The sequence below is a fragment of the Rahnella sp. R3(2024) genome, from assembly GCF_042920125.1.
GTDB lineage: Bacteria > Pseudomonadota > Gammaproteobacteria > Enterobacterales > Enterobacteriaceae > Rahnella > Rahnella rivi.
Window position 1 is genome coordinate 2,454,576 of sequence record NZ_JBHGBU010000001.1, and the last position, 25,755, is coordinate 2,480,330.

Here is a 25,755-nt window from a genome sequence, read left to right on the forward strand (position 1 = left end):
AAAGAAAATTAATGACGGAAGTGGCGCATATCGGTAAACAGCATCGTAATGCCGTGTTCGTTAGCCGCAGCGATCACTTCATCGTCACGGATAGAACCACCTGGCTGGATAACGCAGGTAATGCCGACGGCTGCTGCGGCATCGATCCCGTCGCGGAACGGGAAGAAAGCGTCGGAGGCCATTACGGAACCGGCAACTTCCAGACCTTCATCGGCGGCTTTAATACCGGCAATTTTGGCGGAGTAAACGCGGCTCATCTGCCCAGCGCCGATACCGATGGTCATTTTGTCACGCGCATAAACAATGGCGTTGGATTTGACGAATTTTGCCACCTTCCAGCAAAACAGCGCATCTGTCAGTTCCTGCTCAGTCGGCTGGCGCTCAGATACCACGCGCAGATCGGCCGCTTCAACCATACCCAAATCACGATCCTGAACCAGCAGGCCGCCGTTAACACGTTTGAAGTCGAGCGCATTCTGGCGATCTTGCCACTGGCCGCAGGTCAGCACGCGGACGTTTTGTTTCGCGGCGGTCAAAGCGAGTGCGTCGGCACTGACGGATGGCGCGATGATCACTTCCACAAACTGACGGCTGATGATGGCTTTTGCCGTTTCAGCATCCAGTTCGCGGTTAAAGGCAATAATGCCGCCGAAAGCCGATGTCGGGTCAGTCTGATAGGCGCGCTCGTAAGCGGCCAGAATGTTGTTGCCGACAGCCACGCCGCAAGGGTTGGCATGTTTAACGATAACGCAGGCGGGCTCCGAAAATTCTTTCACGCATTCCAGAGCTGCGTCGGTATCCGCAATGTTGTTATAGGAAAGCGCCTTGCCCTGAAGCTGAGTCGAGGTAGCAACCGACGCTTCACTGACGTTCTCTTCTATATAGAAGGCAGCGTTCTGGTGGCTGTTCTCGCCATAACGCATATCTTGTTTCTTTATATAGCTAAGATTCAGCGTGCGCGGGAACTGGCCGGAAGCTGATTCAGTATCGCCGTGATAAGCCGGGACCATTGTGCCGAAGTAGTTCGCAATCATGCCGTCGTAAGAAGCCGTATGCTCGAAGGCTTTAATCGCCAGATTGAAACGGGTCGCCAGCGTCAGCGAGCTGCCATTGGCATCCATCTCGGCAATGACAGCATCGTAGTCACTGCTTTTTACTACGATCGCCACATCTTTATGGTTCTTTGCTGCTGAGCGAACCATGGTCGGGCCGCCGATATCAATGTTTTCTACGGCATCTTCCAGTGAACAGTCCGGGCGCGCGACGGTTTGTGCGAACGGATAAAGATTAACGACCACCATGTCGATTGGCGCAATAGAATGCTGCGCCATAATTTCATCATCTTTCCCGCGACGACCGAGGATCCCACCGTGTACTTTCGGGTGCAGGGTTTTGACGCGTCCATCCATCATTTCCGGGAAACCCGTGTAGTCAGACACTTCAGTGACTGGCAGACCGGCTTTAGCCAACAGGCTGGCGGTACCGCCAGTGGAAAGCAATTCAACACCACGCGAAGACAGGGCCTGGGCGAATTCTACGATACCGGCTTTGTCAGAAACACTGAGCAGGGCGCGGCGGATTGGACGAGATTGTTGCATGGTGGTTATATCCTTGGCTTTGGAGTCGCAGTAAAGAGCGTTATCTGAATGCAATGATGCTTTTCTTCTCTCTATATAGAGCAATTCGCAGAAAAACGCGGGATTGAACTCAGATAACTTCCCTTCGGCGACTGACTTTTCATTTATCACCCGTAAAGGGCAATGAAAACTGACGCGCGAAATTGTAGCGAAAACGATTGCGCGACGCTCGCAAAATTTGAGATTCCTGTGCCTCTGTGGATAAATCTGTGCAAAAGACGGTATAAGCAGTGTGTTTGCTGTGTAATGCAGCAAACGGTGTTTTTTCTTAAAATTACCTCTTGCGGCCTGCTCAGAACTCCCTATAATGCCGCTCCATCGACAGGGAACAACGTGAACAACATCACGAAGTAACCGGGTCGGAAATATTAAAAGCAGTGATGACCGGATGAAATAAACGGTTGACACTGAATGAGGAAAGCGTAATATACGCCACCTCGAGTTAGCAAGCGAAAGCGCGTAACTCACTGCTCTTTAACAATTTATCAGACAATCTGTGTGGGCACTCACAAGACGATATCAGCCACCTCGGTGGCAAAAAATATCAAGTCTTAAAGAGTGACCAAGCAGTAATTCATTTTAGTGAATTATTACGAAAGTTAATTTTTGAGCACCGCTTAACGTGTTTAAGCAAATCGAACTTTTAATTGAAGAGTTTGATCATGGCTCAGATTGAACGCTGGCGGCAGGCCTAACACATGCAAGTCGAGCGGTAGCACAGGAGAGCTTGCTCTCTGGGTGACGAGCGGCGGACGGGTGAGTAATGTCTGGGAAACTGCCTGATGGAGGGGGATAACTACTGGAAACGGTAGCTAATACCGCATGACCTCGCAAGAGCAAAGTGGGGGACCTTCGGGCCTCACGCCATCGGATGTGCCCAGATGGGATTAGCTAGTAGGTGGGGTAATGGCTCACCTAGGCGACGATCCCTAGCTGGTCTGAGAGGATGACCAGCCACACTGGAACTGAGACACGGTCCAGACTCCTACGGGAGGCAGCAGTGGGGAATATTGCACAATGGGCGCAAGCCTGATGCAGCCATGCCGCGTGTGTGAAGAAGGCCTTAGGGTTGTAAAGCACTTTCAGCGAGGAGGAAGGGTTCAGTGTTAATAGCACTGTACATTGACGTTACTCGCAGAAGAAGCACCGGCTAACTCCGTGCCAGCAGCCGCGGTAATACGGAGGGTGCAAGCGTTAATCGGAATTACTGGGCGTAAAGCGCACGCAGGCGGTTTGTTAAGTCAGATGTGAAATCCCCGAGCTTAACTTGGGAACTGCATTTGAAACTGGCAAGCTAGAGTCTTGTAGAGGGGGGTAGAATTCCAGGTGTAGCGGTGAAATGCGTAGAGATCTGGAGGAATACCGGTGGCGAAGGCGGCCCCCTGGACAAAGACTGACGCTCAGGTGCGAAAGCGTGGGGAGCAAACAGGATTAGATACCCTGGTAGTCCACGCTGTAAACGATGTCGACTTGGAGGTTGTGCCCTTGAGGCGTGGCTTCCGGAGCTAACGCGTTAAGTCGACCGCCTGGGGAGTACGGCCGCAAGGTTAAAACTCAAATGAATTGACGGGGGCCCGCACAAGCGGTGGAGCATGTGGTTTAATTCGATGCAACGCGAAGAACCTTACCTACTCTTGACATCCAGAGAATTCGCTAGAGATAGCTTAGTGCCTTCGGGAACTCTGAGACAGGTGCTGCATGGCTGTCGTCAGCTCGTGTTGTGAAATGTTGGGTTAAGTCCCGCAACGAGCGCAACCCTTATCCTTTGTTGCCAGCACATAATGGTGGGAACTCAAAGGAGACTGCCGGTGATAAACCGGAGGAAGGTGGGGATGACGTCAAGTCATCATGGCCCTTACGAGTAGGGCTACACACGTGCTACAATGGCATATACAAAGAGAAGCAAACTCGCGAGAGCAAGCGGACCTCATAAAGTATGTCGTAGTCCGGATTGGAGTCTGCAACTCGACTCCATGAAGTCGGAATCGCTAGTAATCGTAGATCAGAATGCTACGGTGAATACGTTCCCGGGCCTTGTACACACCGCCCGTCACACCATGGGAGTGGGTTGCAAAAGAAGTAGGTAGCTTAACCTTCGGGAGGGCGCTTACCACTTTGTGATTCATGACTGGGGTGAAGTCGTAACAAGGTAACCGTAGGGGAACCTGCGGTTGGATCACCTCCTTACCTAAAGATACGCATTGTGCAGTGTCCACACAGATTGTCTGATGAAATTAATGAGCAAGAGCACCTGTTGATGCGGTAAGGGCAACCTTACGCTGATGCGAAAAGTGCCAAACCACGGCGTGGTCTGGTGCGGATTTTTCGTGTCCCCATCGTCTAGAGGCCTAGGACACTGCCCTTTCACGGCTGTAACAGGGGTTCGAATCCCCTTGGGGACGCCACTCCGATAATGTGTGAAAGACATTATCACCGAATATCTTAAAGATGACTTTAACGAGTCGTGTTTAAGATATTGCTCTTTAACAATCTGGAACAAGCTGAAAATTGAAAGTTTACAGCTGAACATCACTCTCCGTAGAAGTACTGAGTGGTGGATTAGTCTGTAACAGAGTCTCTCAAATAATCGCAGCGCGACGATGTCTTTAAGACACCTTCGGGTTGTGAGGTTAAGCGACTAAGCGTACACGGTGGATGCCTAGGCAGTCAGAGGCGATGAAGGGCGTGCTAATCTGCGAAAAGCGTCGGTAAGGTGATATGAACCGTTATAACCGACGATACCCGAATGGGGAAACCCAGTGTGTTTCGACACACTATTGCATGGTGAATACATAGCCATGCAAGGCGAACCGGGGGAACTGAAACATCTAAGTACCCCGAGGAAAAGAAATCAACCGAGATTCCCCCAGTAGCGGCGAGCGAACGGGGAAGAGCCCAGAACCAACATCAGCGTATGTGTTAGTGGAAGCGTCTGGAAAGTCGCACAGTATAGGGTGATAGTCCCGTACACAAAAATGCATGCATTGTGAGTTCGATGAGTAGGGCGGGACACGTGACATCCTGTCTGAATATGGGGGGACCATCCTCCAAGGCTAAATACTCCTGACTGACCGATAGTGAACCAGTACCGTGAGGGAAAGGCGAAAAGAACCCCGGCGAGGGGAGTGAAATAGAACCTGAAACCGTGTACGTACAAGCAGTGGGAGCCTACTTTGTTGGGTGACTGCGTACCTTTTGTATAATGGGTCAGCGACTTATATTTTGTAGCAAGGTTAACCGTATAGGGGAGCCGTAGGGAAACCGAGTCTTAACTGGGCGTCAAGTTGCAAGGTATAGACCCGAAACCCGGTGATCTAGCCATGGGCAGGTTGAAGGTTGGGTAACACTAACTGGAGGACCGAACCGACTAATGTTGAAAAATTAGCGGATGACTTGTGGCTGGGGGTGAAAGGCCAATCAAACCGGGAGATAGCTGGTTCTCCCCGAAAGCTATTTAGGTAGCGCCTCGTGAACTCATCTTCGGGGGTAGAGCACTGTTTCGACTAGGGGGCCATCCCGGCTTACCAACTCGATGCAAACTACGAATACCGAAGAATGTTATCACGGGAGACACACGGCGGGTGCTAACGTCCGTCGTGAAGAGGGAAACAACCCAGACCGCCAGCTAAGGTCCCAAAGTCATGGTTAAGTGGGAAACGATGTGGGAAGGCATAGACAGCCAGGATGTTGGCTTAGAAGCAGCCATCATTTAAAGAAAGCGTAATAGCTCACTGGTCGAGTCGGCCTGCGCGGAAGATGTAACGGGGCTAAACCATGCACCGAAGCTGCGGCAGCGACGCTTAGGCGTTGTTGGGTAGGGGAGCGTTCTGTAAGCCGTCGAAGGTGACCTGTGAGGGTTGCTGGAGGTATCAGAAGTGCGAATGCTGACATAAGTAACGATAATGCGGGTGAAAAACCCGCACGCCGGAAGACCAAGGGTTCCTGTCCAACGTTAATCGGGGCAGGGTGAGTCGACCCCTAAGGCGAGGCTGAAAAGCGTAGTCGATGGGAAGCTGGTTAATATTCCAGCACTTGGTGTTACTGCGAAGGGGGGACGGAGAAGGCTAGGCTAGCCGGGCGACGGTTGTCCCGGTTCAAGCGTGTAGGGGGTGTGACTTGGTAAATCCGGTTACATACTAACCCTGAGGCGTGATAACGAGCCACTACGGTGGTGAAGTAGTTGATGCCATGCTTCCAGGAAAAGCCTCTAAGCTCCAGGTAACACGAAATCGTACCCCAAACCGACACAGGTGGTCAGGTAGAGAATACTCAGGCGCTTGAGAGAACTCGGGTGAAGGAACTAGGCAAAATGGTGCCGTAACTTCGGGAGAAGGCACGCTGGCGCGTAGGTGAAGGGACTTGCTCCCGGAGCTGAAGCCAGTCGCAGATACCAGCTGGCTGCAACTGTTTAATAAAAACACAGCACTGTGCAAACACGAAAGTGGACGTATACGGTGTGACGCCTGCCCGGTGCCGGAAGGTTAATTGATGGGGTTAGCAGCAATGCGAAGCTCTTGATCGAAGCCCCGGTAAACGGCGGCCGTAACTATAACGGTCCTAAGGTAGCGAAATTCCTTGTCGGGTAAGTTCCGACCTGCACGAATGGCGTAATGATGGCCAGGCTGTCTCCACCCGAGACTCAGTGAAATTGAACTCGCTGTGAAGATGCAGTGTACCCGCGGCAAGACGGAAAGACCCCGTGAACCTTTACTATAGCTTGACACTGAACATTGAGCCTTGATGTGTAGGATAGGTGGGAGGCTTTGAAGCGTGGACGCCAGTCTGCGTGGAGCCAACCTTGAAATACCACCCTTTAATGTTTGATGTTCTAACTCGGCCCCGTAATCCGGGGTGAGGACAGTGTCTGGTGGGTAGTTTGACTGGGGCGGTCTCCTCCTAAAGAGTAACGGAGGAGCACGAAGGTTAGCTAATCACGGTCGGACATCGTGAGGTTAGTGCAATGGCATAAGCTAGCTTGACTGCGAGAGTGACGGCTCGAGCAGGTACGAAAGTAGGTCATAGTGATCCGGTGGTTCTGAATGGAAGGGCCATCGCTCAACGGATAAAAGGTACTCCGGGGATAACAGGCTGATACCGCCCAAGAGTTCATATCGACGGCGGTGTTTGGCACCTCGATGTCGGCTCATCACATCCTGGGGCTGAAGTAGGTCCCAAGGGTACGGCTGTTCGCCGTTTAAAGTGGTACGCGAGCTGGGTTTAGAACGTCGTGAGACAGTTCGGTCCCTATCTGCCGTGGGCGTTGGAAGATTGAGAGGGGCTGCTCCTAGTACGAGAGGACCGGAGTGGACGCATCACTGGTGTTCGGGTTGTCATGCCAATGGCATTGCCCGGTAGCTAAATGCGGAAAAGATAAGCGCTGAAAGCATCTAAGCGCGAAACTTGCCTCGAGATGAGTCTTCCCTGTGGCTTTAAGCCACCTGAAGGGACGTTTAAGACTAAGACGTTGATAGGCTGGGTGTGTAAGTGCAGCGATGCATTGAGCTAACCAGTACTAATGACCCGAGAGGCTTAACCTTACAACACCAAAGGTGTTTTAGAGTGGCTCTGAAGTAGATTTTCAGCTGAATGTTCCGAGATTGGTTCGTAGTGCAAGCCTGACTTAAGGTGCGCGTTATGGATGAAACAGAATTTGCCTGGCGGCACTAGCGCGGTGGTCCCACCTGACCCCATGCCGAACTCAGAAGTGAAACGCCGTAGCGCCGATGGTAGTGTGGGGTCTCCCCATGCGAGAGTAGGGAACTGCCAGGCATCAAACAAGTGGAAAGCCCTGTACTGACGTACAGGGCTTTTTGCTGTGTGGAATTTGAGTAATCGTGTTCATTAATTGTTCAATTACCCGCATAAATTGACATCCTGAAGCATTCTTTTTATCTCTCTCCGCCCCTTATTTTCCTTTCTTTATAACCAGATCCTCTAAATTAATAACCTAAGCTGAAACATTTTCACTTACCGGATGCAGGCTCGACATTGATTCAAAAAACCGTTATCTTCGGCTGTCTAGAAGTCTAAACGTATAAATGGATGCAGTGAGGAAGTTGTTATGCCGATCCGGGTTCCAGATGATTTACCAGCCGTTAATTTCCTGCGCAATGAGAATGTCTTTGTCATGACCTCTTCACGTGCGAAAACCCAGGAAATCCGTCCTCTTAAGGTGCTGGTTCTCAACCTGATGCCGAAAAAAATTGAGACTGAAAATCAGTTTTTGCGGCTGCTTTCCAACTCTCCATTGCAGATAGATGTGCAGCTGCTGCGTATCGACAGCCGCGAGTCAAAAAATACACCCGCCGAGCATTTGAATAATTTCTACTGTGATTTCGAAGATATCCAGCATGACAATTATGATGGTCTGATCGTCACGGGCGCACCTCTTGGTCTGGTCGATTTTTGTGATGTAGCTTACTGGCCTGAGATTGAACGGGTTATTCATTGGGCAAAAGAACATGTCACGTCAACGCTGTTTGTCTGCTGGGCCGTTCAGGCTGCTTTAAATGTGTTGTACGACATACCCAAGATGACCCGTGAAACCAAGCTCTCGGGCGTATATCCGCACCAGACGTTGCAATCTGTCGCACTGCTCACCCGCGGGTTTGATGAAACCTTCCTGGCTCCACATTCACGCTATGCTGATTTTCCGGCAGATGTGCTGCGTCAGTACACAGATCTCGACATACTGGCGGAGTCAGAGGAAGCGGGTGCTTACCTTTTCGCGACGAAAGATAAGCGTATGGCGTTCGTTACAGGCCATCCTGAATATGATGCAGGCACGCTGGCCGGTGAATATCTGCGAGATGTCGCGGCCGGTCTTTCTCCCGATATGCCCTATAACTATTTCCCGCAGGATAATGTAGAGCTCTCTCCTAAAGCGACCTGGCGTAGCCACGGGCATTTGCTCTTCACTAACTGGTTGAATTACTACGTTTATCAAATCACACCGTTTGATCTTCGCCAGATGAACCCTACCCTCGAGTAATACTTTGCACGTTCTGACAGACGATCCCCGCGATCGTCTGTTCCATTTCAACGTCTGCCAGATTTATCCCTTCTAAGAAATCCCCCTTCGTCATATTCCATATGCAATTACGAAATTCATTATCATTTTTTGAAAATTAATTTTCTTCATATCTTATTGATCATAAATACAAATTATTTATATTTAAAATAAAATGGAAATCGTTTTTGATTTTGTGGAAATCCTGATTACGCTTAAATCTATCGGGCAATAAATAACCAGAGCCAAATCGTCAAACGTTGCATCTGACGACGCTGGATTGTTTTCTACCCTAAAAGTATCTGCTAAGTGAGGCGGTCTGGCAGATTAAGCAGATAAATCAGGAGAATAGCGATGTCAGAGCAAATTATCCGCAGTCAGCTTGGCTTCACACGCCGTTTTGGTGAGCACGAAACACATATTCTGACAGAGGAAGCCGTCGATTTTCTTGCGGAACTGGTCATGCGTTTCACGCCACAGCGTAATCGCCTGCTGGCCGAACGCATCGCTGTACAGCAGAGAATTGATCAGGGAGAGCTGCCTGATTTTATTTCGGAAACTGATTCCATTAAAAAATCCGAATGGAAAATCCGTAGTATCCCTGCTGATTTACAGGACCGGCGTGTTGAAATCACTGGCCCTGTTGAACGCAAAATGGTCATTAACGCGCTCAATGCCAATGTAAAAGTATTCATGGCGGATTTCGAAGATTCACTGGCTCCGGACTGGCAGAAAGTCATCGAGGGGCAGATTAACTTGCGTGACGCCGTTAATGGCACGATCAGCTACACCAATGAGTCGGGCAAGATTTATCAGCTCAGGCCAGACCCTGCCGTGCTGATTTGCCGCGTTCGGGGTCTGCATCTGCCGGAAAAGCATGTCACCTGGCAGGGCGAAGCCATTCCCGGTTCGCTGTTTGATTTTGCTTTGTACTTTTTCCACAACCATCGCGCCTTGTTATCAAAAGGCAGCGGTCCTTATTTTTATCTGCCGAAAATGCAGTCTTATCAGGAAGCTGACTGGTGGAGCAAGGTCTTCAGCTTTGCCGAAGATTATGCGGGATTGTCACGCGGCACGATCAAAGCGACGGTGCTGATTGAAACCCTGCCCGCCGTTTTTCAGATGGACGAAATTCTTTACCACCTGCGTGATCACATCGTTGGCCTGAATTGTGGCCGCTGGGATTACATCTTCAGCTATATCAAGACGCTGAAAAATCACGGCGATCGCGTTCTTCCCGATCGCCAGTCAGTCACCATGACGCAGCCCTTCCTCAACGCTTACTCACGATTACTGATCAAAACCTGCCATCGACGCGGCGCCTTCGCGATGGGGGGAATGGCGGCATTTATTCCCAGCAAAGATGCCGGGCGTAACGAATGGGTATTGAACAAAGTCAGAACGGACAAAGAGCTGGAGGCAAAAAACGGGCATGACGGTACCTGGATAGCGCATCCGGGGCTGGCTGACACCGTGCTTGAAGTGTTCGATAAAGTGCTGGGTAATCGCTCAAATCAGCTTGAGGTATTACGTGAGGAAGATGCTGGTATCACCGCAGAGCAGTTGCTGGAGCCTTGTTCCGGCGAGCGGACTGAAGAGGGAATGCGCGCCAATATCCGCGTGGCCGTGCAGTACATCGAAGCCTGGATTTCCGGCAACGGCTGCGTGCCGATTTACGGGCTGATGGAAGATGCGGCGACCGCAGAAATTTCCCGCACCTCGATCTGGCAGTGGATCCACCACGGTAAAACGCTCAGCGATGGCCAGCTTGTTACCAAGCCGATGTTCCGGCGCATGCTGAATGAGGAAATGCTGGTGATCCAACAGGAGCTGGGGGAACAGCGTTTCAGCGCCGGTCGCTTCACACAGGCCGCTGCATTGATGGAAAAAATCACCACACAGGACGAACTCATCGATTTCCTGACTCTGCCGGGCTATCAGCTGCTGGCCTGATCTTTCTTACCCTACTTATAAAAAGACCGGAGCACTCGCCATGAAAACAACACGTAATCAGCAAATTCAGCAGCTTGAAGAAACATGGAAACAACCCCGCTGGGCAGGGATCACCCGCCCCTACACTGCAGCACAAGTGATCAGTCTGCGCGGTTCTGTCAATCCGGAATGTACTCTGGCTCAGCACGGAGCCTCCCGTCTGTGGAATTTATTGCACGGCTCGTCACGCAAAGGTTATGTGAACTGCCTCGGCGCGTTGACTGGCGGTCAGGCTTTACAGCAGGCAAAAGCCGGTATTGAAGCCATTTATCTCTCCGGCTGGCAGGTTGCCGCCGACGCCAATACTGCTTCCAGCATGTATCCGGATCAGTCGTTATATCCGGTGAATTCAGTGCCTGAAGTGGTGGCGCGGATCAATAACACCTTCCGCCGTGCAGATCAGATCCAATGGTCGAATAACATTGAACCGGGTCAGCCGGGCTATACCGACTATTTCCTGCCGATTGTGGCCGATGCTGAAGCCGGTTTTGGCGGCGTACTCAATGCCTTTGAACTGATGAAATCCATGATTGAAGCGGGTGCGGCGGCGGTCCATTTTGAAGACCAGCTTGCTGCGGTGAAAAAGTGCGGTCATATGGGCGGCAAGGTGTTAGTGCCGACTCAGGAAGCGGTGCAGAAACTGGTGTCTGCGCGTCTGGCTGCGGATGTGCTTGGCGTGCCGACGCTACTGGTTGCCCGAACCGATGCCGACGCTGCGGATCTGCTGACGTCTGACTGCGACCCGTATGACAATCAGTTTATTACCGGTGAGAGAACACACGAAGGTTTTTACCGCACGAATGCCGGTATCGAGCAGGCGATCAGCCGCGGACTGGCGTATGCGCCTTATGCGGACATCGTCTGGTGCGAAACCTCTACGCCAGATCTGGCGCTGGCCCGGCGTTTTGCGGACGCCATTCACGCCAGATTCCCCGGAAAATTACTGGCTTATAACTGTTCGCCATCCTTTAACTGGAAGAAAAATCTCGACGACAAGACCATTGCCAGCTTCCAGGATCAGCTTGCTGCGATGGGCTATCAGTACCAGTTCATCACGCTGGCGGGTATCCATAGCATGTGGTTCAACATGTTTGATCTGGCACATGCCTACGCGCAGGGTGAGGGCATGAAGCATTATGTCGAAAAAGTTCAGGAACCGGAGTTTGCGGCGATAGGGCGCGGCTATACCTTTGCCTCGCATCAGCAGGAAGTGGGGACCGGTTACTTTGATAAGGTCACCAACATCATTCAGGGCGGACATTCTTCAGTCACTGCGTTAACCGGTTCGACGGAGGAACAGCAGTTTTCCCCAACGCCTCACTGATTTCTCTTCAGCCCGGTGTCAGCCGGGCATTTCGCCTTCAGGAACCCAGACTATGCGCATAGAGTTGTTGATTGCTCAGACGATTTTGCAGGGATTCGATGCACAGTATGGCCGTTTTCTGGAAGTCACTGCGGGGGCTCAGCAGCGTTTCGAGCAGGCAGACTGGTCAGCTGTACAGGCGGCGATGAAACAGCGGATCCACCTTTATGATCATCATGTCGGGCTGGTGGTCGCGCAGCTGAAATGCATTACCGGTCCGCATTTTTATGATGCGGCATTCCTTATCCGCGTTAAGCGCTGTTATTCCGGTTTACTGCCAGACTATCCGCGGGCAGAAATTGCCGAAAGTTTCTTTAATTCCGTCTACTGCCGGATCTTTAAACATCGGGATCTGACCGCAGACAAACTCTTTATTTTCAGCGAACAGCCGGTTCACCGTCCGCAACATTGCGCGCGTCCGTTAGCCAGACAGTATCCGGTACAGGGTCATCTCGCCGATCGCCTCGGGAAAGTGCTTGATGATTTGCCGATACGTTTACCCTGGGAAGACGCCCGGCGTGATGTCGGATTAATCATCACTGTGCTGAAGCAGCGTTTTGACGTGGCAGAACTCTCAGATGCGGTTCTTGAAATGGCGACTGAAATTTTCTACCGCAACAAAGCGGCGTGGGTCATTGGAAAAATCCGCGTTAATCAGCAGACTTTTCCGCTGTTGCTGCCGGTACATCTGAGCCATAAAAATGAATTATTTGTCGATGCCTGCCTGACGGGCAGCGATGACGCCAGCATCGTGTTTGGTTTTGCCCGTTCCTATTTTATGGTGTATGCCCCTCAGCCGGGCACGCTGGTGGAATGGTTGCGCGAGATTTTACCCGCTAAAACCACCGCTGAACTTTACAGCGCGATCGGCTGCCAGAAGCACGCCAAAACCGAATGTTACCGTGAGCATTTACGCTTTATGGCGCAGACAAATGAATCGTTCATTATTGCACCGGGCGTAAAAGGAATGGTGATGCTGGTGTTTACCCTGCCGGGCAGTGACCGGGTGTTTAAGGTGATTAAAGACCGTTTTTCACCTCAAAAAGAGGTCACCGAAGCGCAGGTTATGGCGTGCTATCAGCTGGTGAAAGAACACGACCGCGTGGGGCGAATGGCGGATACCCAGGAGTTCGAGCATTTTATTCTGGAGAAGAAAAATATCAGCCCTGAACTCATGGCAGAATTACTACGCGAAGTGCCGGCCAAAATAGAAGATCTGGGAAACAGCATTGCGCTTCGACATCTCTACATTGAAAGACGCATGACACCGCTGAATATCTATCTGGAACAGGCGAGCGATCAGCAACTGTATGATATGATTGAAGAATATGGCAACGCGATAAAACAACTGGCAGCGGCTAATGTTTTTCCGGGTGACATGTTGTTTAAAAATTTCGGTGTCACCCGCCACGGACGGGTAGTGTTCTATGATTACGACGAAATTTGTTATATGACAGAAGTGAATTTCCGCAATATCCCTGCACCGCGTTATCCCGAAGATGAACTCGCCAGCGAACCCTGGTACAGCATCGCGCCACAAGATGTTTTCCCGGAAGAGTTTCGGTATTTCCTGTGTACTGATCCGCGCATTCGGCATGTGCTGGAAAATCTACACGGCGATATCTTTAAAACAGATTACTGGCAAAGACTCCAGCAGAGGATCCTGAGCGGTCATGTGGAAGATGTTTATGCCTACAGACAAAAGCAGCGTCTGAAAAATATATCAGGGCATTGAATACCCTGATATATAATTAAAAATTCTGAGATTATTTAGCTGTTATATCCATCACTCATATTGGATGCTCTGCTGCAATGAGAGCCAAAGGAGGAAAAACTTGAAATATCGGACATGCCCCGCGAACTTGCAGAACCTGCCGAGCTAAATTGTCTGTCAGCGCCCGTACTCAGGCATTCAAAGTCATACGCACTAAAAAGGCTCTCCGGAAGGATTTTCTTAATATTAGGATAGAGATTCGTATGACGGCGATCCGGTGCAGGTTGATAATGCCCGCTCGCGTTACTCCATGATACTAAAGTACGATGATTGAAAAGCATGTCTCCGGCAAAAAGCACGTCCTGGCATTGTGTCAGTGAAGTATGCCCTTCAACTTCGCACCGGGTGGTCGAATTAAATACGTTACCCATTGCATCAGCGCCTCTGTCAGATTTATTACTGCCAGAACTTTCGAAGGCTAAAAACTGATTAATGGAGTCGTAAGCTAATCCGCAATAAATTTGTGCAGGGTTGCTGGAAAGAATAACAAACAAGAAGCGACCATTTAAAGGCGGATTAAATATAGAGGATCCTTCAATAGGCGTAATAGAATAACCTTCGGCCAGGCTATGTTGCAAAGTGAAAATCTTATCTCTTCTTGCCGGCGTTTGCGGGGTGTTCAACACAACCTCCATTGGCATTAAAGGATACTTTAGCGAATTGGCTTTTTTTATCCTTTCTAAATGTTTTTCCTTAAGTCCGAAAGAAAAATAGGTTTCCAGCAATTTTAATTCTCTGTGATTCAATGTGAAATATCCTTATAAAACACGGGTGCTATTTTTCAAAAACAGAGGTTATCCTGACTGTCCTTGAAAATCCGTAGCCTGCCTTTCGGCCCATTTGCTACCCCGCTATTTTCTCTTTTAATGCTTACCACCGCCATAGGCTTGCGTAATTTCTTTCGCTGCATGGATAACTAATGCACCTAACTCGGTCACACGATCGTCGGTGATGCGCGAGATCGGGCCTGAAATCGAAATAGCGGCATACGCATCATTATGCTCATCGTAAATGCAGGTCGCCACGCAGCGCAGGCCAAGTGCATGTTCCTCATCATCAAAGGCATACCCACGTTTACGGGTGTCGGCCAGCTCCTGTTTCAGGTTTACCGGAGACGTTTTGGTCAGCGGCGTATAGCTGTGCAATCCGATTTTATGCAGCAACTTCACCAGCCGCTCTTCCGGCAGCGTGGAAAGAAAAGCTTTCCCCGCGCCCGAAGCATGCATCGGTAATTTTCCGCCGATGGGGGCGGACATGCGCATCAGCGCATTGCATTGCACCTGATCGATGATGATCGCCTGATAATCACTGTGATCCAGTACCGCCAGATTCACCGTTTCTCCAGATTCCTCCATCAGACGGCGCAGCATCGGGTGCACCATCGCCAGTAAATTACGACTTTGCAGGAAGCTGCTGCCCACCACAAAGGCATGTGAACCTATGGTCCACAAACCCAAATCGCCGACCTGACGAACAAACCCCTGCTGTTGCATGGTGGTCAGCAAACGGTGGGTGGTGGAATTCGGTAAACCGGCCTGCTGTGCCAGATCAGTCAGCGCCACGCTGCCCTGAGCTTCGGCAATGTATTCCAGCAATTTCAGTCCACGTGTCAGGGATTGCACCTGCCCGGTGGCGGCGCTGCCTGTCGCGGCAGCGGCTTTAGGTTTTTTAACACGTTTGGCCGGAGTGGATGCGGAAGTTGCCATGAGTCTGTTCCTTATAAGATGCGCCAAAGACTGGCAAAGAAAAAATCGTTTTTGGAATTGGTTTTCGTTTTTACAGTATGGATCGCAACCTGCCTTTGCGCTCATCCGATGTGTTGCACGCTATTTGCGGGATGTCTTCCCGAATTGAAAAAGTCTCACGTCGGCACGGCCTTTTGGCCGGGGAAGGTATGCTAGGATGTTGACCATAATTTCCGGCGCAGAAATGAACAATTTGCCGGGTGTGCGTGATGGGTGATGAGGTGAAAGTGACTAATCGAGTAGAGGCGCTACATAAGCAGCTGGCACAGCGCATTTTGGTTCTGGACGGTGGCATGGGCACCATGATCCAAAGCTATCGTCTGGAAGAAGAGGGCTACCGTGGCGAACGTTTTGCTGACTGGGAAAGCGATCTTAAAGGCAATAACGATCTTCTGGTGCTCTCCAAACCTGAAGTGATCGTCGAGATCCACAATGGCTACCTGGCTGCTGGCGCCGATATCCTCGAAACCAATACCTTTAACTCCACCACCATCGCGATGGCTGACTACCATATGGAATCGCTGTCAGCTGAAATTAACTACGAAGCGGCCCGGCTGGCGCGCCAGTGCGCCGATGAGTGGACCGCCCGCACGCCGGACAAACCGCGTTATGTGGCCGGTGTGTTAGGGCCGACTAACCGTACCGCCTCGATTTCCCCGGATGTGAACGATCCGGCGTATCGCAACGTCTCTTTTGATCAACTGGTCGAAGCCTACCGGGAATCTACCCGCGCGCTGGTTAAAGGTGGCGCGGATTTGATCATGATCGAAACCGTTTTCGACACGCTTAACGCCAAAGCTGCCACCTTTGCGGTTGAAACTGAATTTGAAGCACTGGGCATCGTGCTGCCGGTGATGGTTTCCGGCACCATCACCGACGCCTCCGGACGAACCTTATCAGGCCAGACCACCGAAGCCTTCTACAACTCACTGCGTCACGTTAAGCCGCTGACCTTTGGTCTTAACTGCGCGCTGGGGCCGGATGAACTGCGCGAATATGTCGCCGAACTATCACGTATTGCGGAATGCTACGTCACCGCCCACCCGAACGCCGGTCTGCCGAACGCCTTTGGTGAGTACGATCTGGAAGCCAAAGAAATGGCGGAGCACATCGGTGAGTGGGCCCGTTCGGGCTTTCTGAACATCGTCGGTGGCTGTTGTGGCACCACGCCCGCGCATATCGCGGCGATGGTGAAAGCCGTTGAAGGCGTGCCGCCGCGCGTTCTGCCTGACATTCCGGTTGCCTGTCGTCTGGCCGGGCTTGAACCGCTGACCATCGATGCGAAAACGCTGTTTGTGAACGTCGGCGAACGAACTAACGTGACCGGTTCCGCCCGTTTTAAGCGGCTGATCAAAGAAGAAAAATACGCAGAAGCGCTCGCCGTCGCCCGCCAGCAGGTGGAAAGTGGTGCGCAAATCATTGATATTAATATGGATGAGGGAATGCTCGACGCGGAAGCGGCGATGGTGCGTTTCCTCAATCTGATTGCCGGTGAACCGGATATTGCCCGTGTGCCGATCATGATCGATTCCTCCAAATGGAACGTCATAGAACAGGGCCTGAAATGCATTCAGGGAAAAGGCATTGTTAACTCGATCTCCATGAAAGAGGGCGAGGAAGCTTTCCTGCATCATGCACGCATGGTTCGCCGCTACGGTGCCGCCGTGGTGGTGATGGCCTTCGATGAAACCGGGCAGGCGGATACCCGCAAACGCAAAATAGAAATCTGCCGTCGTGCCTATAAATTGCTGACAGAGAAAGTCGGCTTTCCGCCGGAAGATATCATTTTCGATCCGAACATTTTTGCGGTCGCCACCGGCATCGAAGAGCACAACAACTATGCTGTCGATTTCATTGAGGCCTGCGCAGATATCAAAGCGCAGCTGCCGCACGCACTGATTTCCGGCGGTGTTTCCAACGTCTCATTCTCGTTTCGTGGTAATGACCACGTTCGCGAAGCCATTCACGCCGTTTTCCTCTATCACGCCATCCAGAACGGTATGGATATGGGGATTGTTAACGCCGGTCAGTTAGCCATTTATGATGATCTCCCGGCTGAACTGCGCGATGCCGTTGAAGACGTGATCCTTAACCGGCGCGACGACGGTACTGAGCGCCTGCTCGATCTGGCGGAGAAATATCGCGGCAATAAAGATGATGGGGAGGCCAATAAGCAGCAGGCCGAATGGCGCGGATGGGATGTAAAAAAACGTCTCGAATACTCGCTGATTAAAGGCATTACCGAGTTTATCGAACTGGATACGGAAGAGTGCCGCCAGCAGGCTGCGCGCCCGATTGAAGTGATCGAAGGGCCGCTGATGGACGGCATGAACGTGGTGGGCGATTTATTCGGCGCCGGTAAAATGTTTCTGCCGCAGGTGGTGAAATCCGCCCGCGTGATGAAGCAGGCCGTGGCTTACCTCGAGCCATACATTGAAGCCAGCAAAGAGAAAGGCAAAACCAACGGCAAAATCCTGCTGGCTACGGTCAAAGGCGATGTGCATGACATCGGCAAAAATATCGTCGGTGTGGTGTTGCAGTGCAATAACTACGAGATTATCGATCTTGGCGTGATGGTCGCGACTGACAAAATTCTGAAAACGGCCATCGAAGAAAAGGTCGATATCATCGGGCTTTCCGGCCTGATCACACCTTCGCTGGATGAAATGGTGAACGTGGCCAAAGAGATGGAGCGACGTGGCTTCACAATGCCGCTGCTGATCGGCGGCGCAACGACCTCCAAAGCGCACACCGCCGTTAAAATCGAGCAAAACTACAGCGGCCCGACGGTCTATGTACAAAACGCCTCGCGTTCGGTGGGCGTGGTGTCTGCGCTGCTGTCCGATGAACAGCGCGACCCTTTCATAGAGCGTACGCGCAAAGAATACGACACTGTGCGTATTCAGCATGGCCGTAAAAAGCCACGCACGCAGCCGGTCAGTCTGGAGGTCGCGCGTGATAACGCCACCACCATTGACTGGGAAAGCTACACGCCGCCGGTGGCGCACCGTCTGGGCGTACAGAAAGTGGAAGCCAGCATTGAAACGCTGCGCAATTACATCGACTGGACGCCGTTCTTTATGACCTGGTCGCTGGCCGGAAAATATCCGCGCATTCTTGAAGACGAAGTGGTCGGCGAAGAGGCGAAACGCCTGTTTAAAGATGCCAATGACCTGCTCGATAAACTCTCCGCAGAGAAATTACTCAACCCGCGTGGCGTTGTCGGCCTGTTCCCGGCAAACCGCAGGGGCGATGATATTGAGATCTACAGCGATGAGCGTCGTCAGGATGTGCTGGTTGTCAGCCATCATCTGCGCCAGCAAACGGAAAAAACCGATTTCGCCAACTACTGCCTGGCTGACTTTGTCGCCCCGAAATCCAGCGGTAAGAAAGATTACATGGGCGCATTCGCCGTGACCGGCGGGCTGGAGGAAGACGCGCTGGCCGAGGCCTATGACAGGCAGCACGACGACTACAACAAAATCATGATCAAAGCGCTGGCTGACCGTCTGGCGGAGGCCTTTGCGGAATATTTGCATGAGAAAGTGCGTAAGGTGTACTGGGGCTTTGCGGCCAACGAGAACCTGAGCAATGAAGAGCTGATCCGCGAGAATTATCAGGGAATACGCCCGGCGCCGGGTTATCCGGCCTGTCCGGAACATACGGAAAAAGGTCAGATCTGGACGTTGCTGAATGTGGAAGCTAACACAGGCATGCAACTGACCGAATCTTTTGCGATGTGGCCGGGAGCGGCAGTTTCTGGCTGGTATTTCAGCCACCCGGACAGCAAATATTTCGCCGTGGCGCAGATCCAGCGCGATCAGGTCGAAGACTACGCCGCGCGTAAAAATATGCCGGTCGCCGAAGTTGAACGCTGGCTGGCGCCAAATCTGGGTTACGACGCCGACTAATACCCGTCATCCTTCAGGCTGACTCTGCGTTGGCTGCCATCACGAACCCCAGTCACTTTCTAAAGTCAGTGACTGGGGTTTATTCAGTTGCCGCCTTGATTCATCCCGAATGATCCAGGGTATCCCGGCAGTGTTTTTGCCCACTGAAATCAATTCACTTCTACATCAATGTGCAGCGCGTCATAGCGCCAGTATTCCAGATCGCAGTCGATGACCCGATCGTGCTGGTCGCGGTTGGTGCGCGTAATAAACAGCGCCGGACTGCCGGAGGCGACTCTCAGCGCGCGTGAAGCTTGCTCGGACAGCAGCGTGGGCACCATATCAAAACGGACGCGTCCGTAATGAATATCATAACGGGCAGCGTATAAATCTGTCAGAGATGTCGTGAGATCGGCGTCGAGAATACCCTGAAAATACAGCGGATTAAGGTAGTGCTCGACATACAAAACGGGGCGCTTGTCGATATAACGTAACCGGCGGATACAAATCACCTCACTCCCTGATGGCAAGAGGAGCTTCTGGCAGACCGTCTCACTGGCTACGCAATATTTGGCATCAATGACTTCGGTTTGCGCATCGCGCCCCTGATCTTTCGCCATCGCGTGAAAATGACTTCTTTGCAACGGGTTATAAACAATGCGCGGCGGTGACACAAACCAGCCGCGCCGGACTTCGCGATAAATCAGCCCCTGCGCTTCGAGCTGGCCCAATGCTTCCCGCAGCGTGATGCGGGTTGTGGAAAAGTGGTCACTCAGCGCGCGCTCAGAAGGCAGCCTTCCCTCGGCTGAAAATGCCCCCGTTGCGATACTTTCACTTAACGCCTTACAAATCACGGCAACGGTCGTCTGCGATTCACCCATCGGTCAGCAAGCCTCATTTCAGTGCGTTTTTGCACCAATCCGACCCTTTACTGTGTAAATAATGTGCGCCCGTTAACAGCTGCAAGCTTAAAACTGCTGCTTTTTCACGCTGACATATAATTATCACAATTGATCGTTAGATTGGCTTGGTTCTTGCTGGACTAGACCAGCACTTCACACACTACCATCTGGAGCATCCGTTATGAAACAGTTGTTCGCTTCTGTGTTAACCAGCGCGCTCGTATTGTCCACCTCTGCCGCTTTTGCCGCTGAGCCTCCTGCTGAACTCGTGAAAGCGGCGCAAGCTGAAGGAACGGTAAACAGCGTCGGTATGCCTGATGACTGGGCGAACTGGAAGGGAACCTGGAGTGATTTGAGCACCAAATATGGCCTCAAACACAGCGATACTGACATGAGCTCGGCGCAGGAAATCGCCAAATTCCTCGCGGAAAAAGACAACGCCAGCGCAGATATTGGCGACGTAGGAGCCGCGTTCGGGCCGGTAGCGGTGCAGAAGGGCGTCACCCAGCCTTACAAACCGACCACCTGGGATCAGGTGCCGGACTGGGCGAAAGATAAAGAAGGTATGTGGGCACTCGCTTACACCGGCACCATTGCTTTCATCATTGATAAATCTCAGGTGAAAGATGAGCCGCACAGCTGGGCCGATCTGCTGAACAGTAAATACAAAGTCACTATCGGCGATGTGAGCACCGCAGCGCAGGCCGCCAACGGCGTGCTGGCGGCCACTTACGCCATGGGCGGTAACGAAACTAACCTGAAACCGGGGCTGGAATACTTTGGCAAGCTGGCGAAAGCAGGGCGTCTGAGCCTCACTAACCCGGTGATTGCCTCTCTGGAAAAAGGTGAAGTGCAGGTCGGTGTGGTCTGGGACTTCAACGGTCTGAGCTATCGCGACAAAATCGACAAAACCCGCTTCGACGTGGTGATCCCATCTGATGGTTCCATCACTTCCGGCTATACCACCATCATCAACAAATTCGCCAAACACCCGAACGCCGCCAAACTGGCGCGCGAATACATCTTCTCTGATGCAGGCCAGATCAACTTAGCGCAGGGTTATGCCCGTCCGATCCGTGCCGACCACATCACCCTGCCTGATGATGTGAAAGCCAAACTGCTGCCATCGAGCGAGTACAAAAATGCGCGTCCGATTGCGGATACGGCTGCCTGGGATAAGAGCGCTAAAACCTTGCCTCGCCTGTGGCAGGAAAACGTCATGATCAATATGCAGCAGTAAGCGTGGGATCAATAAAATAAAAGCGAACAGCGAAAGCATTGTTTTCATTACAACACCTGCACCAAAGGCAAACGTGTCATGAAGAGCATTCTGGTAGTACTGGACGGCCTGAATTATCAGGTCGGCCACGACGCAATGGGGTATTTACAGGCGCAGTGTGCCGCAGGACGCGGCCGCTTGTATCCGCTGGAATGTGCACTGCCTTCGCTGTCCCGGCCACTGTATGAGTGCATCCTCACCGGCATCACGCCGGTGATGAGCGGCATTGTGAATAATCAGGTTGACCGGTTATCCACACAGCGCAGTATTTTTCATTATGCCCGCGACGCCGGTCTGACGACGGCGGCTGCGGCCTATCACTGGGTCAGCGAGTTGTATAACCGCACGCCGTTCGACCCGCCGAGAGACCGTCATACCAGCGATGACACGCTGGCTATTCAGCACGGTCATTTTTATTACGACGACGTCTACCCGGATTCGCACTTGTTCGACGATGCCGAGAGTCTGCGCCGCCGCCACGATCCTGATTTCCTGCTGATCCACCCGATGAACATTGATGACGCCGGGCATAAATTTGGTCTGTCGACGCCTCAGTACCGCAACAAAGCGCGGACGGCAGACGGCATCCTGTCACGCTATCTGGGTGACTGGCTCGATGCGGGTTATCAGGTCATTGTCACCGCAGACCACGGCATGAACGACGATCGCAGCCACGGCGGCATTTTGCCGGAAGAGCGCCAGGTGCCGTTATTTGTTTTCGGCAGTGCGTTCAGCTTGCAAGACGCCGCGCCTTTGCAAACTGAGCTGTGCGGAACCCTCTGTCAGATCCTCAATATTGCCCACGATAAGCCACACTGCGCGGCATTACTGGCCTGAATCCCGTCACTTTTAAAGGATACCCGATGAAAGCTAAGTGGATTGCAGCGCTGTTTATGCTGCCGTTTCTGGTGTTCTTCATTGCCTTTCAGCTGGCGCCGCTGGCCTGGATTGCGGTCAGCAGCTTTTACAGTGAAACCTATGAAGCCTGGGGGCTGGGAAATTACACCGACATCCTGACCTCGCCGTTCTATCTGCAGGCCATGCGTTTTTCGCTGGATATTTCGATCTGGTCAAGCGTCTACGGTTTGCTGATTGCGTTAGTGGGCAGTTACTCACTTCGCCAGCTCGGCCCGACAAAGCTGCATGACTTCGTGATGTCGTTTACCAACATGACCAGTAACTTTGCGGGTGTCCCGCTGGCCTTTGCCTTTGTGATACTGCTCGGTCTTAACGGCTGCCTGACCCTGCTGCTGCAAAAATACGGGCTGATGGAAAACTTCAATCTGTATTCAAAAAGCGGACTGATCGTTCTCTATACCTATTTTCAGATCCCGCTGGGCGTATTGCTGATGTACCCGGCATTCGATGCGCTGCGTGAAGACTGGCGGGAGTCTGCCGCTTTGCTGGGGGCCGGCCGCTGGAGTTACTGGCGCTACATCGGTATGCCGGTACTGTTTCCGGCGCTGATGGGGACGTTCGTGATTTTGCTCGCCAATGCACTCGGCGCCTACGCCACGGTGTATGCCCTGACCACCGGCAATTTTAACGTTGTACCGGTGCGTATTGCCGCGCTGGTGTCCGGCGATATTTCCCTCGACCCCAATATGGGCAGTGCGCTGGCGATGTTACTGGTGGTGCTGATGGCCTTTATCACGCTGATCCATCAGTGGTTATTGCGTAAAAGTTATCTCAGTCAGCGCAGCTGATTGCCGGAAAAAGGAACGTAACATGTCGCGGTCTGAAGCAATTTACCACCGTGTGGTGATCTGGGTTTTACTGATTTTACTGATGTTGCCGCTGCTGGCGACGCTGGTGTATGCGCTGGTGCAGGAGTGGGGCGCGACGATTTTGCCAAGCGGTTTTACGCTGAAATGGCTGGTGGCGTTATGGAGTGATCCGCGATTTCTTATCGCGCTCTGGCACTCGCTGCTGGTGTGTTTCGGCACCCTTTTCCTCTCGCTGGTGCTGATCCTGCCACTGATGTTTGTAATCGCTTACTATTTCCCTAAGCTCGATGCGCTGATGAATATCCTGATCCTGCTGCCGTTTGCGGTGCCGCCGGTGGTGTCCTCCGTCGGCCTGATGCAGCTCTACTCCGGCGACCCTTTTCCCCTCACCGGGACGCCGTGGATCCTGATTGGCTGTTACTTCACTATCGCGCTGCCGTTTATCTATCGCGCCATCTCCAACAACATGCAGGCCATCAATCTGCGTGACCTGATGGACGCCGCGCATTTGCTGGGAGCCAGCACCTGGAAAGCGGCGCTGCTGGTGGTTTTACCGAACTTACGCAAAGGCGGGATGATCGCAGTCCTGCTCTCATTCTCCTTCCTGATTGGTGAATTCGTGTTCGCCAACCTGCTGGCAGGCAGCCGTTATGAAACGGTGCAGGTCTATCTTTACAACATGCGTAATGGCAGCGGCCATTTCACCAGCGCGCTGGTCATCTCCTATTTTATGGTCGTCCTGATGTTTACCTGGGTGGCGAACATGCTGAACAAAGGAAAGAGCTGATATGTCATATTTGCAGGTCACTCAACTCAACAAATCGTATGGCCCGACGCAGATTTTTCACAACATTGATTTCTCTGCCGAAGAGGGGGAATTTGTGACCCTCCTCGGGCCGAGCGGTTGCGGGAAATCAACGCTGCTGCGCTGTCTGGCCGGCCTGACCTCCGTCGACAGCGGAAAAATTCTGATCCAGGGGCAGGATATTGTGCCATTGCCGCCACAACAGCGCGGCATCGGCATGGTCTTCCAGAGCTATGCGTTGTTTCCCAATATGAGTGTCGAGGCTAACGTGTCTTTTGGCCTGAAAATGCAGAAACTGCCCGCTGCTGAAGTGCATCGTCGCGTCGGCGAGGTGCTGGAACTGGTGGAAATGAGCGATTATGCCAAACGTTATCCGCATCAGCTTTCCGGCGGGCAGTGTCAGCGTGTGGCGCTGGCGCGATCGCTGGTGACGCAGCCGCGTCTGTTGCTGCTCGATGAGCCGCTGTCGGCGCTCGATGCCCGTATCCGTAAGCATTTGCGTGAACAAATCCGCCGTATACAGCGTGAAATGAACCTTACCGCGATCTTTGTCACCCATGATCAGGAAGAAGCGCTGACCATGTCAGACCGGATTGTGCTCATGAACAAAGGACAAATCGTCCAAAATGCCGATGCCGAAACCTTGTATACTGAACCTGTCGATGCGTTCGCCGCAGGTTTTATCGGCAGCTACAATCTGCTGAGCCCTGAACAGGCGATGGCGCTGACCGGCATGACCTACACTGGCCGCGTCGCCATTCGTCCTGAATCGGTCACAATGTGCGAACTGATTGAAGGGATACCGGCAAAAATCCTCAGCCACAGCCTGCTCGGTAACGTTGTGCGCTATCGCGTTTTAGCGCACGGCGTGGAGCTTTCTGTGGATGTTTTAAACCGTTCTGTGGCCTCACTTCGCGCCGACGGCAGCGATATTGGTCTACAGTTAGATCTTGTTACGTTACGGGAAGTTGCATGAAACTGGCGCTGTTTGATCTCGATGAAACCCTGATTAGCGGCGACTGTTCCAGCCTGTGGTCAGCGTATATGGTGGCACAGGGCTGGGTGGCCGATAAACAGGCTTTCCTGCAACAAGATGCCGCCCTGATGCAACAATATGCGGTGGGGAAGATGGATATGCAGGAGTACATGCGATGTACCCTGATGCCGCTGACCGGTCGCAGTGAACATGACGTGGCGGCGATGGTTGGCCGGTACGTAGAAGAAATTATCGCACCGCGCATTTATGCGCAGGCGCGTGAGTGTCTGGCCACTCACCGCGCACAGGGCGACCGGACGGTGATTATCTCCGCGTCCGGTGAGCATCTGGTGCGACCGATCGCCCGTTTCCTCGGTGTTGAGGAAACGCTGGCGATCGGTGTAGACATTCAGCATGGCCGCTTTACCGGGGCCACGCGGGGAACGATGACCTATCGCGAGGGCAAGGTTTCGCGATTGTTGGAACTCATCAATCAGGACGCATCCCTGCTGCAACAAGCCAGTTTTTATTCGGATTCTCATAACGATCTGCCGTTACTGACCAAAGTGGGTCAGCCGCATGCAGTGAATCCGGACGCCATCCTGCTCCAGCACGCCCGGCAGGCAGGATGGCCGGTCTATGCCTGGCGTTAATGG

Annotated in this window: 15 protein-coding genes, 1 tRNA gene and 3 rRNA genes; 15 read left to right on the plus strand and 4 right to left on the minus strand. The window is 52.3% G+C overall.

All coding sequences use genetic code 11. From position 1 onward, the window contains the following. Positions 1-8: 8 nt before the first annotated feature. Positions 9-1,598: a bifunctional phosphoribosylaminoimidazolecarboxamide formyltransferase/IMP cyclohydrolase gene (gene purH / locus ABSH60_RS11160; RefSeq protein ID WP_390973959.1), complete on the minus strand. Its 1,590-nt coding sequence runs from the start codon at positions 1,596-1,598 to the stop codon at positions 9-11. Positions 1,599-2,281: 683 nt separating this feature from the next. Here purH and ABSH60_RS11165 point away from each other — a divergent pair. From ABSH60_RS11165 to aceK, 8 genes are all read left to right on the plus strand, one after another. Then, positions 2,282-3,824: ribosomal RNA gene (locus ABSH60_RS11165) — 16S ribosomal RNA — on the plus strand. A gap of 142 nt (positions 3,825-3,966) precedes the next feature. Beyond that, positions 3,967-4,042: transfer RNA gene (locus ABSH60_RS11170), tRNA-Glu, on the plus strand. Between the two features lie 223 nt (positions 4,043-4,265). After that, positions 4,266-7,174: ribosomal RNA gene (locus tag ABSH60_RS11175) — 23S ribosomal RNA — on the plus strand. Between the two features lie 116 nt (positions 7,175-7,290). Continuing rightward, positions 7,291-7,406, plus strand: a 5S ribosomal RNA gene (rrf, locus tag ABSH60_RS11180). Together the 16S, 23S and 5S rRNA genes with 1 tRNA gene alongside form the textbook arrangement of a ribosomal RNA operon. 292 nt (positions 7,407-7,698) lie before the next feature. Next, positions 7,699-8,628, plus strand: a complete 930-nt coding sequence (gene metA / locus ABSH60_RS11185; protein WP_056775984.1) for a homoserine O-succinyltransferase — start codon at positions 7,699-7,701, stop codon at positions 8,626-8,628. A 372-nt stretch (positions 8,629-9,000) separates the two neighbouring features. After that, a complete protein-coding gene (gene aceB, locus ABSH60_RS11190; protein ID WP_390973962.1) occupies positions 9,001-10,599 on the plus strand; it encodes a malate synthase A in 1,599 nt (532 codons plus the stop codon). 40 nt (positions 10,600-10,639) lie between these two features. Beyond that, positions 10,640-11,962 (plus strand): isocitrate lyase, encoded by a 1,323-nt coding sequence (aceA, locus tag ABSH60_RS11195; RefSeq protein WP_217204522.1) that lies wholly within the window; start codon positions 10,640-10,642, stop codon positions 11,960-11,962. A gap of 52 nt (positions 11,963-12,014) precedes the next feature. Beyond that, on the plus strand, positions 12,015-13,736 hold the full coding sequence (aceK, locus tag ABSH60_RS11200) for a bifunctional isocitrate dehydrogenase kinase/phosphatase (RefSeq protein ID WP_390973964.1): 1,722 nt from the start codon (positions 12,015-12,017) through the stop codon (positions 13,734-13,736). A 35-nt stretch (positions 13,737-13,771) separates the two neighbouring features. On the opposite strand, the gene ABSH60_RS11205 is transcribed toward aceK, so the two are convergent. Beyond that, positions 13,772-14,521, minus strand: coding sequence for a hypothetical protein (locus tag ABSH60_RS11205; protein ID WP_217204520.1), 750 nt, complete (start codon positions 14,519-14,521; stop codon positions 13,772-13,774). A 117-nt stretch (positions 14,522-14,638) separates the two neighbouring features. Then, positions 14,639-15,481 carry a glyoxylate bypass operon transcriptional repressor IclR gene (iclR, locus tag ABSH60_RS11210; protein ID WP_056775992.1) on the minus strand — a complete coding sequence of 281 codons (843 nt, stop codon included), beginning with the start codon at positions 15,479-15,481 and terminating at the stop codon, positions 14,639-14,641. A gap of 248 nt (positions 15,482-15,729) precedes the next feature. On the opposite strand from iclR, the gene metH reads away from it, so the two are divergent. After that, a complete protein-coding gene (gene metH / locus ABSH60_RS11215; RefSeq protein WP_390973967.1) occupies positions 15,730-19,431 on the plus strand; it encodes a methionine synthase in 3,702 nt (1,233 codons plus the stop codon). Between the two features lie 149 nt (positions 19,432-19,580). Here the strand turns inward: metH and ABSH60_RS11220 are convergent, their stop codons facing one another. Further along, positions 19,581-20,291, minus strand: coding sequence for a UTRA domain-containing protein (locus ABSH60_RS11220; RefSeq protein WP_056775995.1), 711 nt, complete (start codon positions 20,289-20,291; stop codon positions 19,581-19,583). 202 nt (positions 20,292-20,493) lie between these two features. Between ABSH60_RS11220 and ABSH60_RS11225 the strand changes: the two genes are divergently transcribed. The 6 genes from ABSH60_RS11225 to ABSH60_RS11250 all read left to right on the plus strand — a co-directional run bounded on the left by ABSH60_RS11225 (position 20,494) and on the right by ABSH60_RS11250 (position 25,752). Next, entirely contained in the window at positions 20,494-21,552 is a 1,059-nt protein-coding gene (locus tag ABSH60_RS11225) for an ABC transporter substrate-binding protein (protein ID WP_390973969.1), read from the plus strand. A 78-nt stretch (positions 21,553-21,630) separates the two neighbouring features. Further along, positions 21,631-22,428, plus strand: a complete 798-nt coding sequence (locus ABSH60_RS11230; RefSeq protein ID WP_183848295.1) for an alkaline phosphatase family protein — start codon at positions 21,631-21,633, stop codon at positions 22,426-22,428. A 26-nt stretch (positions 22,429-22,454) separates the two neighbouring features. Further along, positions 22,455-23,297: an ABC transporter permease subunit gene (locus ABSH60_RS11235; protein ID WP_056776004.1), complete on the plus strand. Its 843-nt coding sequence runs from the start codon at positions 22,455-22,457 to the stop codon at positions 23,295-23,297. Positions 23,298-23,319: 22 nt separating this feature from the next. Beyond that, positions 23,320-24,105, plus strand: coding sequence for an ABC transporter permease (locus tag ABSH60_RS11240; RefSeq protein WP_056776006.1), 786 nt, complete (start codon positions 23,320-23,322; stop codon positions 24,103-24,105). Position 24,106: 1 nt separating this feature from the next. Next, entirely contained in the window at positions 24,107-25,099 is a 993-nt protein-coding gene (locus ABSH60_RS11245; RefSeq protein WP_056776008.1) for an ABC transporter ATP-binding protein, read from the plus strand. After that, the gene (locus tag ABSH60_RS11250) at positions 25,096-25,752 is read left to right on the plus strand and encodes an HAD family phosphatase (RefSeq protein ID WP_136375665.1); all 657 of its coding nucleotides are present in this window, start codon (positions 25,096-25,098) and stop codon (positions 25,750-25,752) included. The genes ABSH60_RS11245 and ABSH60_RS11250 overlap by 4 nt, the downstream gene beginning before the upstream one ends. Positions 25,753-25,755: the final 3 nt, after the last annotated feature.

Coding starts and splice junctions, on each gene's coding strand:
- purH (WP_390973959.1), bottom strand. CDS start 1,598: ATGCAACAATCTCGTCCAATCCGCCGCGCCCTGCTCAGTGTTTCTGAC.
- metA (WP_056775984.1), top strand. CDS start 7,699: ATGCCGATCCGGGTTCCAGATGATTTACCAGCCGTTAATTTCCTGCGC.
- aceB (WP_390973962.1), top strand. CDS start 9,001: ATGTCAGAGCAAATTATCCGCAGTCAGCTTGGCTTCACACGCCGTTTT.
- aceA (WP_217204522.1), top strand. CDS start 10,640: ATGAAAACAACACGTAATCAGCAAATTCAGCAGCTTGAAGAAACATGG.
- aceK (WP_390973964.1), top strand. CDS start 12,015: ATGCGCATAGAGTTGTTGATTGCTCAGACGATTTTGCAGGGATTCGAT.
- iclR (WP_056775992.1), bottom strand. CDS start 15,481: ATGGCAACTTCCGCATCCACTCCGGCCAAACGTGTTAAAAAACCTAAA.
- metH (WP_390973967.1), top strand. CDS start 15,730: ATGGGTGATGAGGTGAAAGTGACTAATCGAGTAGAGGCGCTACATAAG.
- ABSH60_RS11220 (WP_056775995.1), bottom strand. CDS start 20,291: ATGGGTGAATCGCAGACGACCGTTGCCGTGATTTGTAAGGCGTTAAGT.
- ABSH60_RS11225 (WP_390973969.1), top strand. CDS start 20,494: ATGAAACAGTTGTTCGCTTCTGTGTTAACCAGCGCGCTCGTATTGTCC.
- ABSH60_RS11230 (WP_183848295.1), top strand. CDS start 21,631: ATGAAGAGCATTCTGGTAGTACTGGACGGCCTGAATTATCAGGTCGGC.
- ABSH60_RS11235 (WP_056776004.1), top strand. CDS start 22,455: ATGAAAGCTAAGTGGATTGCAGCGCTGTTTATGCTGCCGTTTCTGGTG.
- ABSH60_RS11240 (WP_056776006.1), top strand. CDS start 23,320: ATGTCGCGGTCTGAAGCAATTTACCACCGTGTGGTGATCTGGGTTTTA.
- ABSH60_RS11245 (WP_056776008.1), top strand. CDS start 24,107: ATGTCATATTTGCAGGTCACTCAACTCAACAAATCGTATGGCCCGACG.
- ABSH60_RS11250 (WP_136375665.1), top strand. CDS start 25,096: ATGAAACTGGCGCTGTTTGATCTCGATGAAACCCTGATTAGCGGCGAC.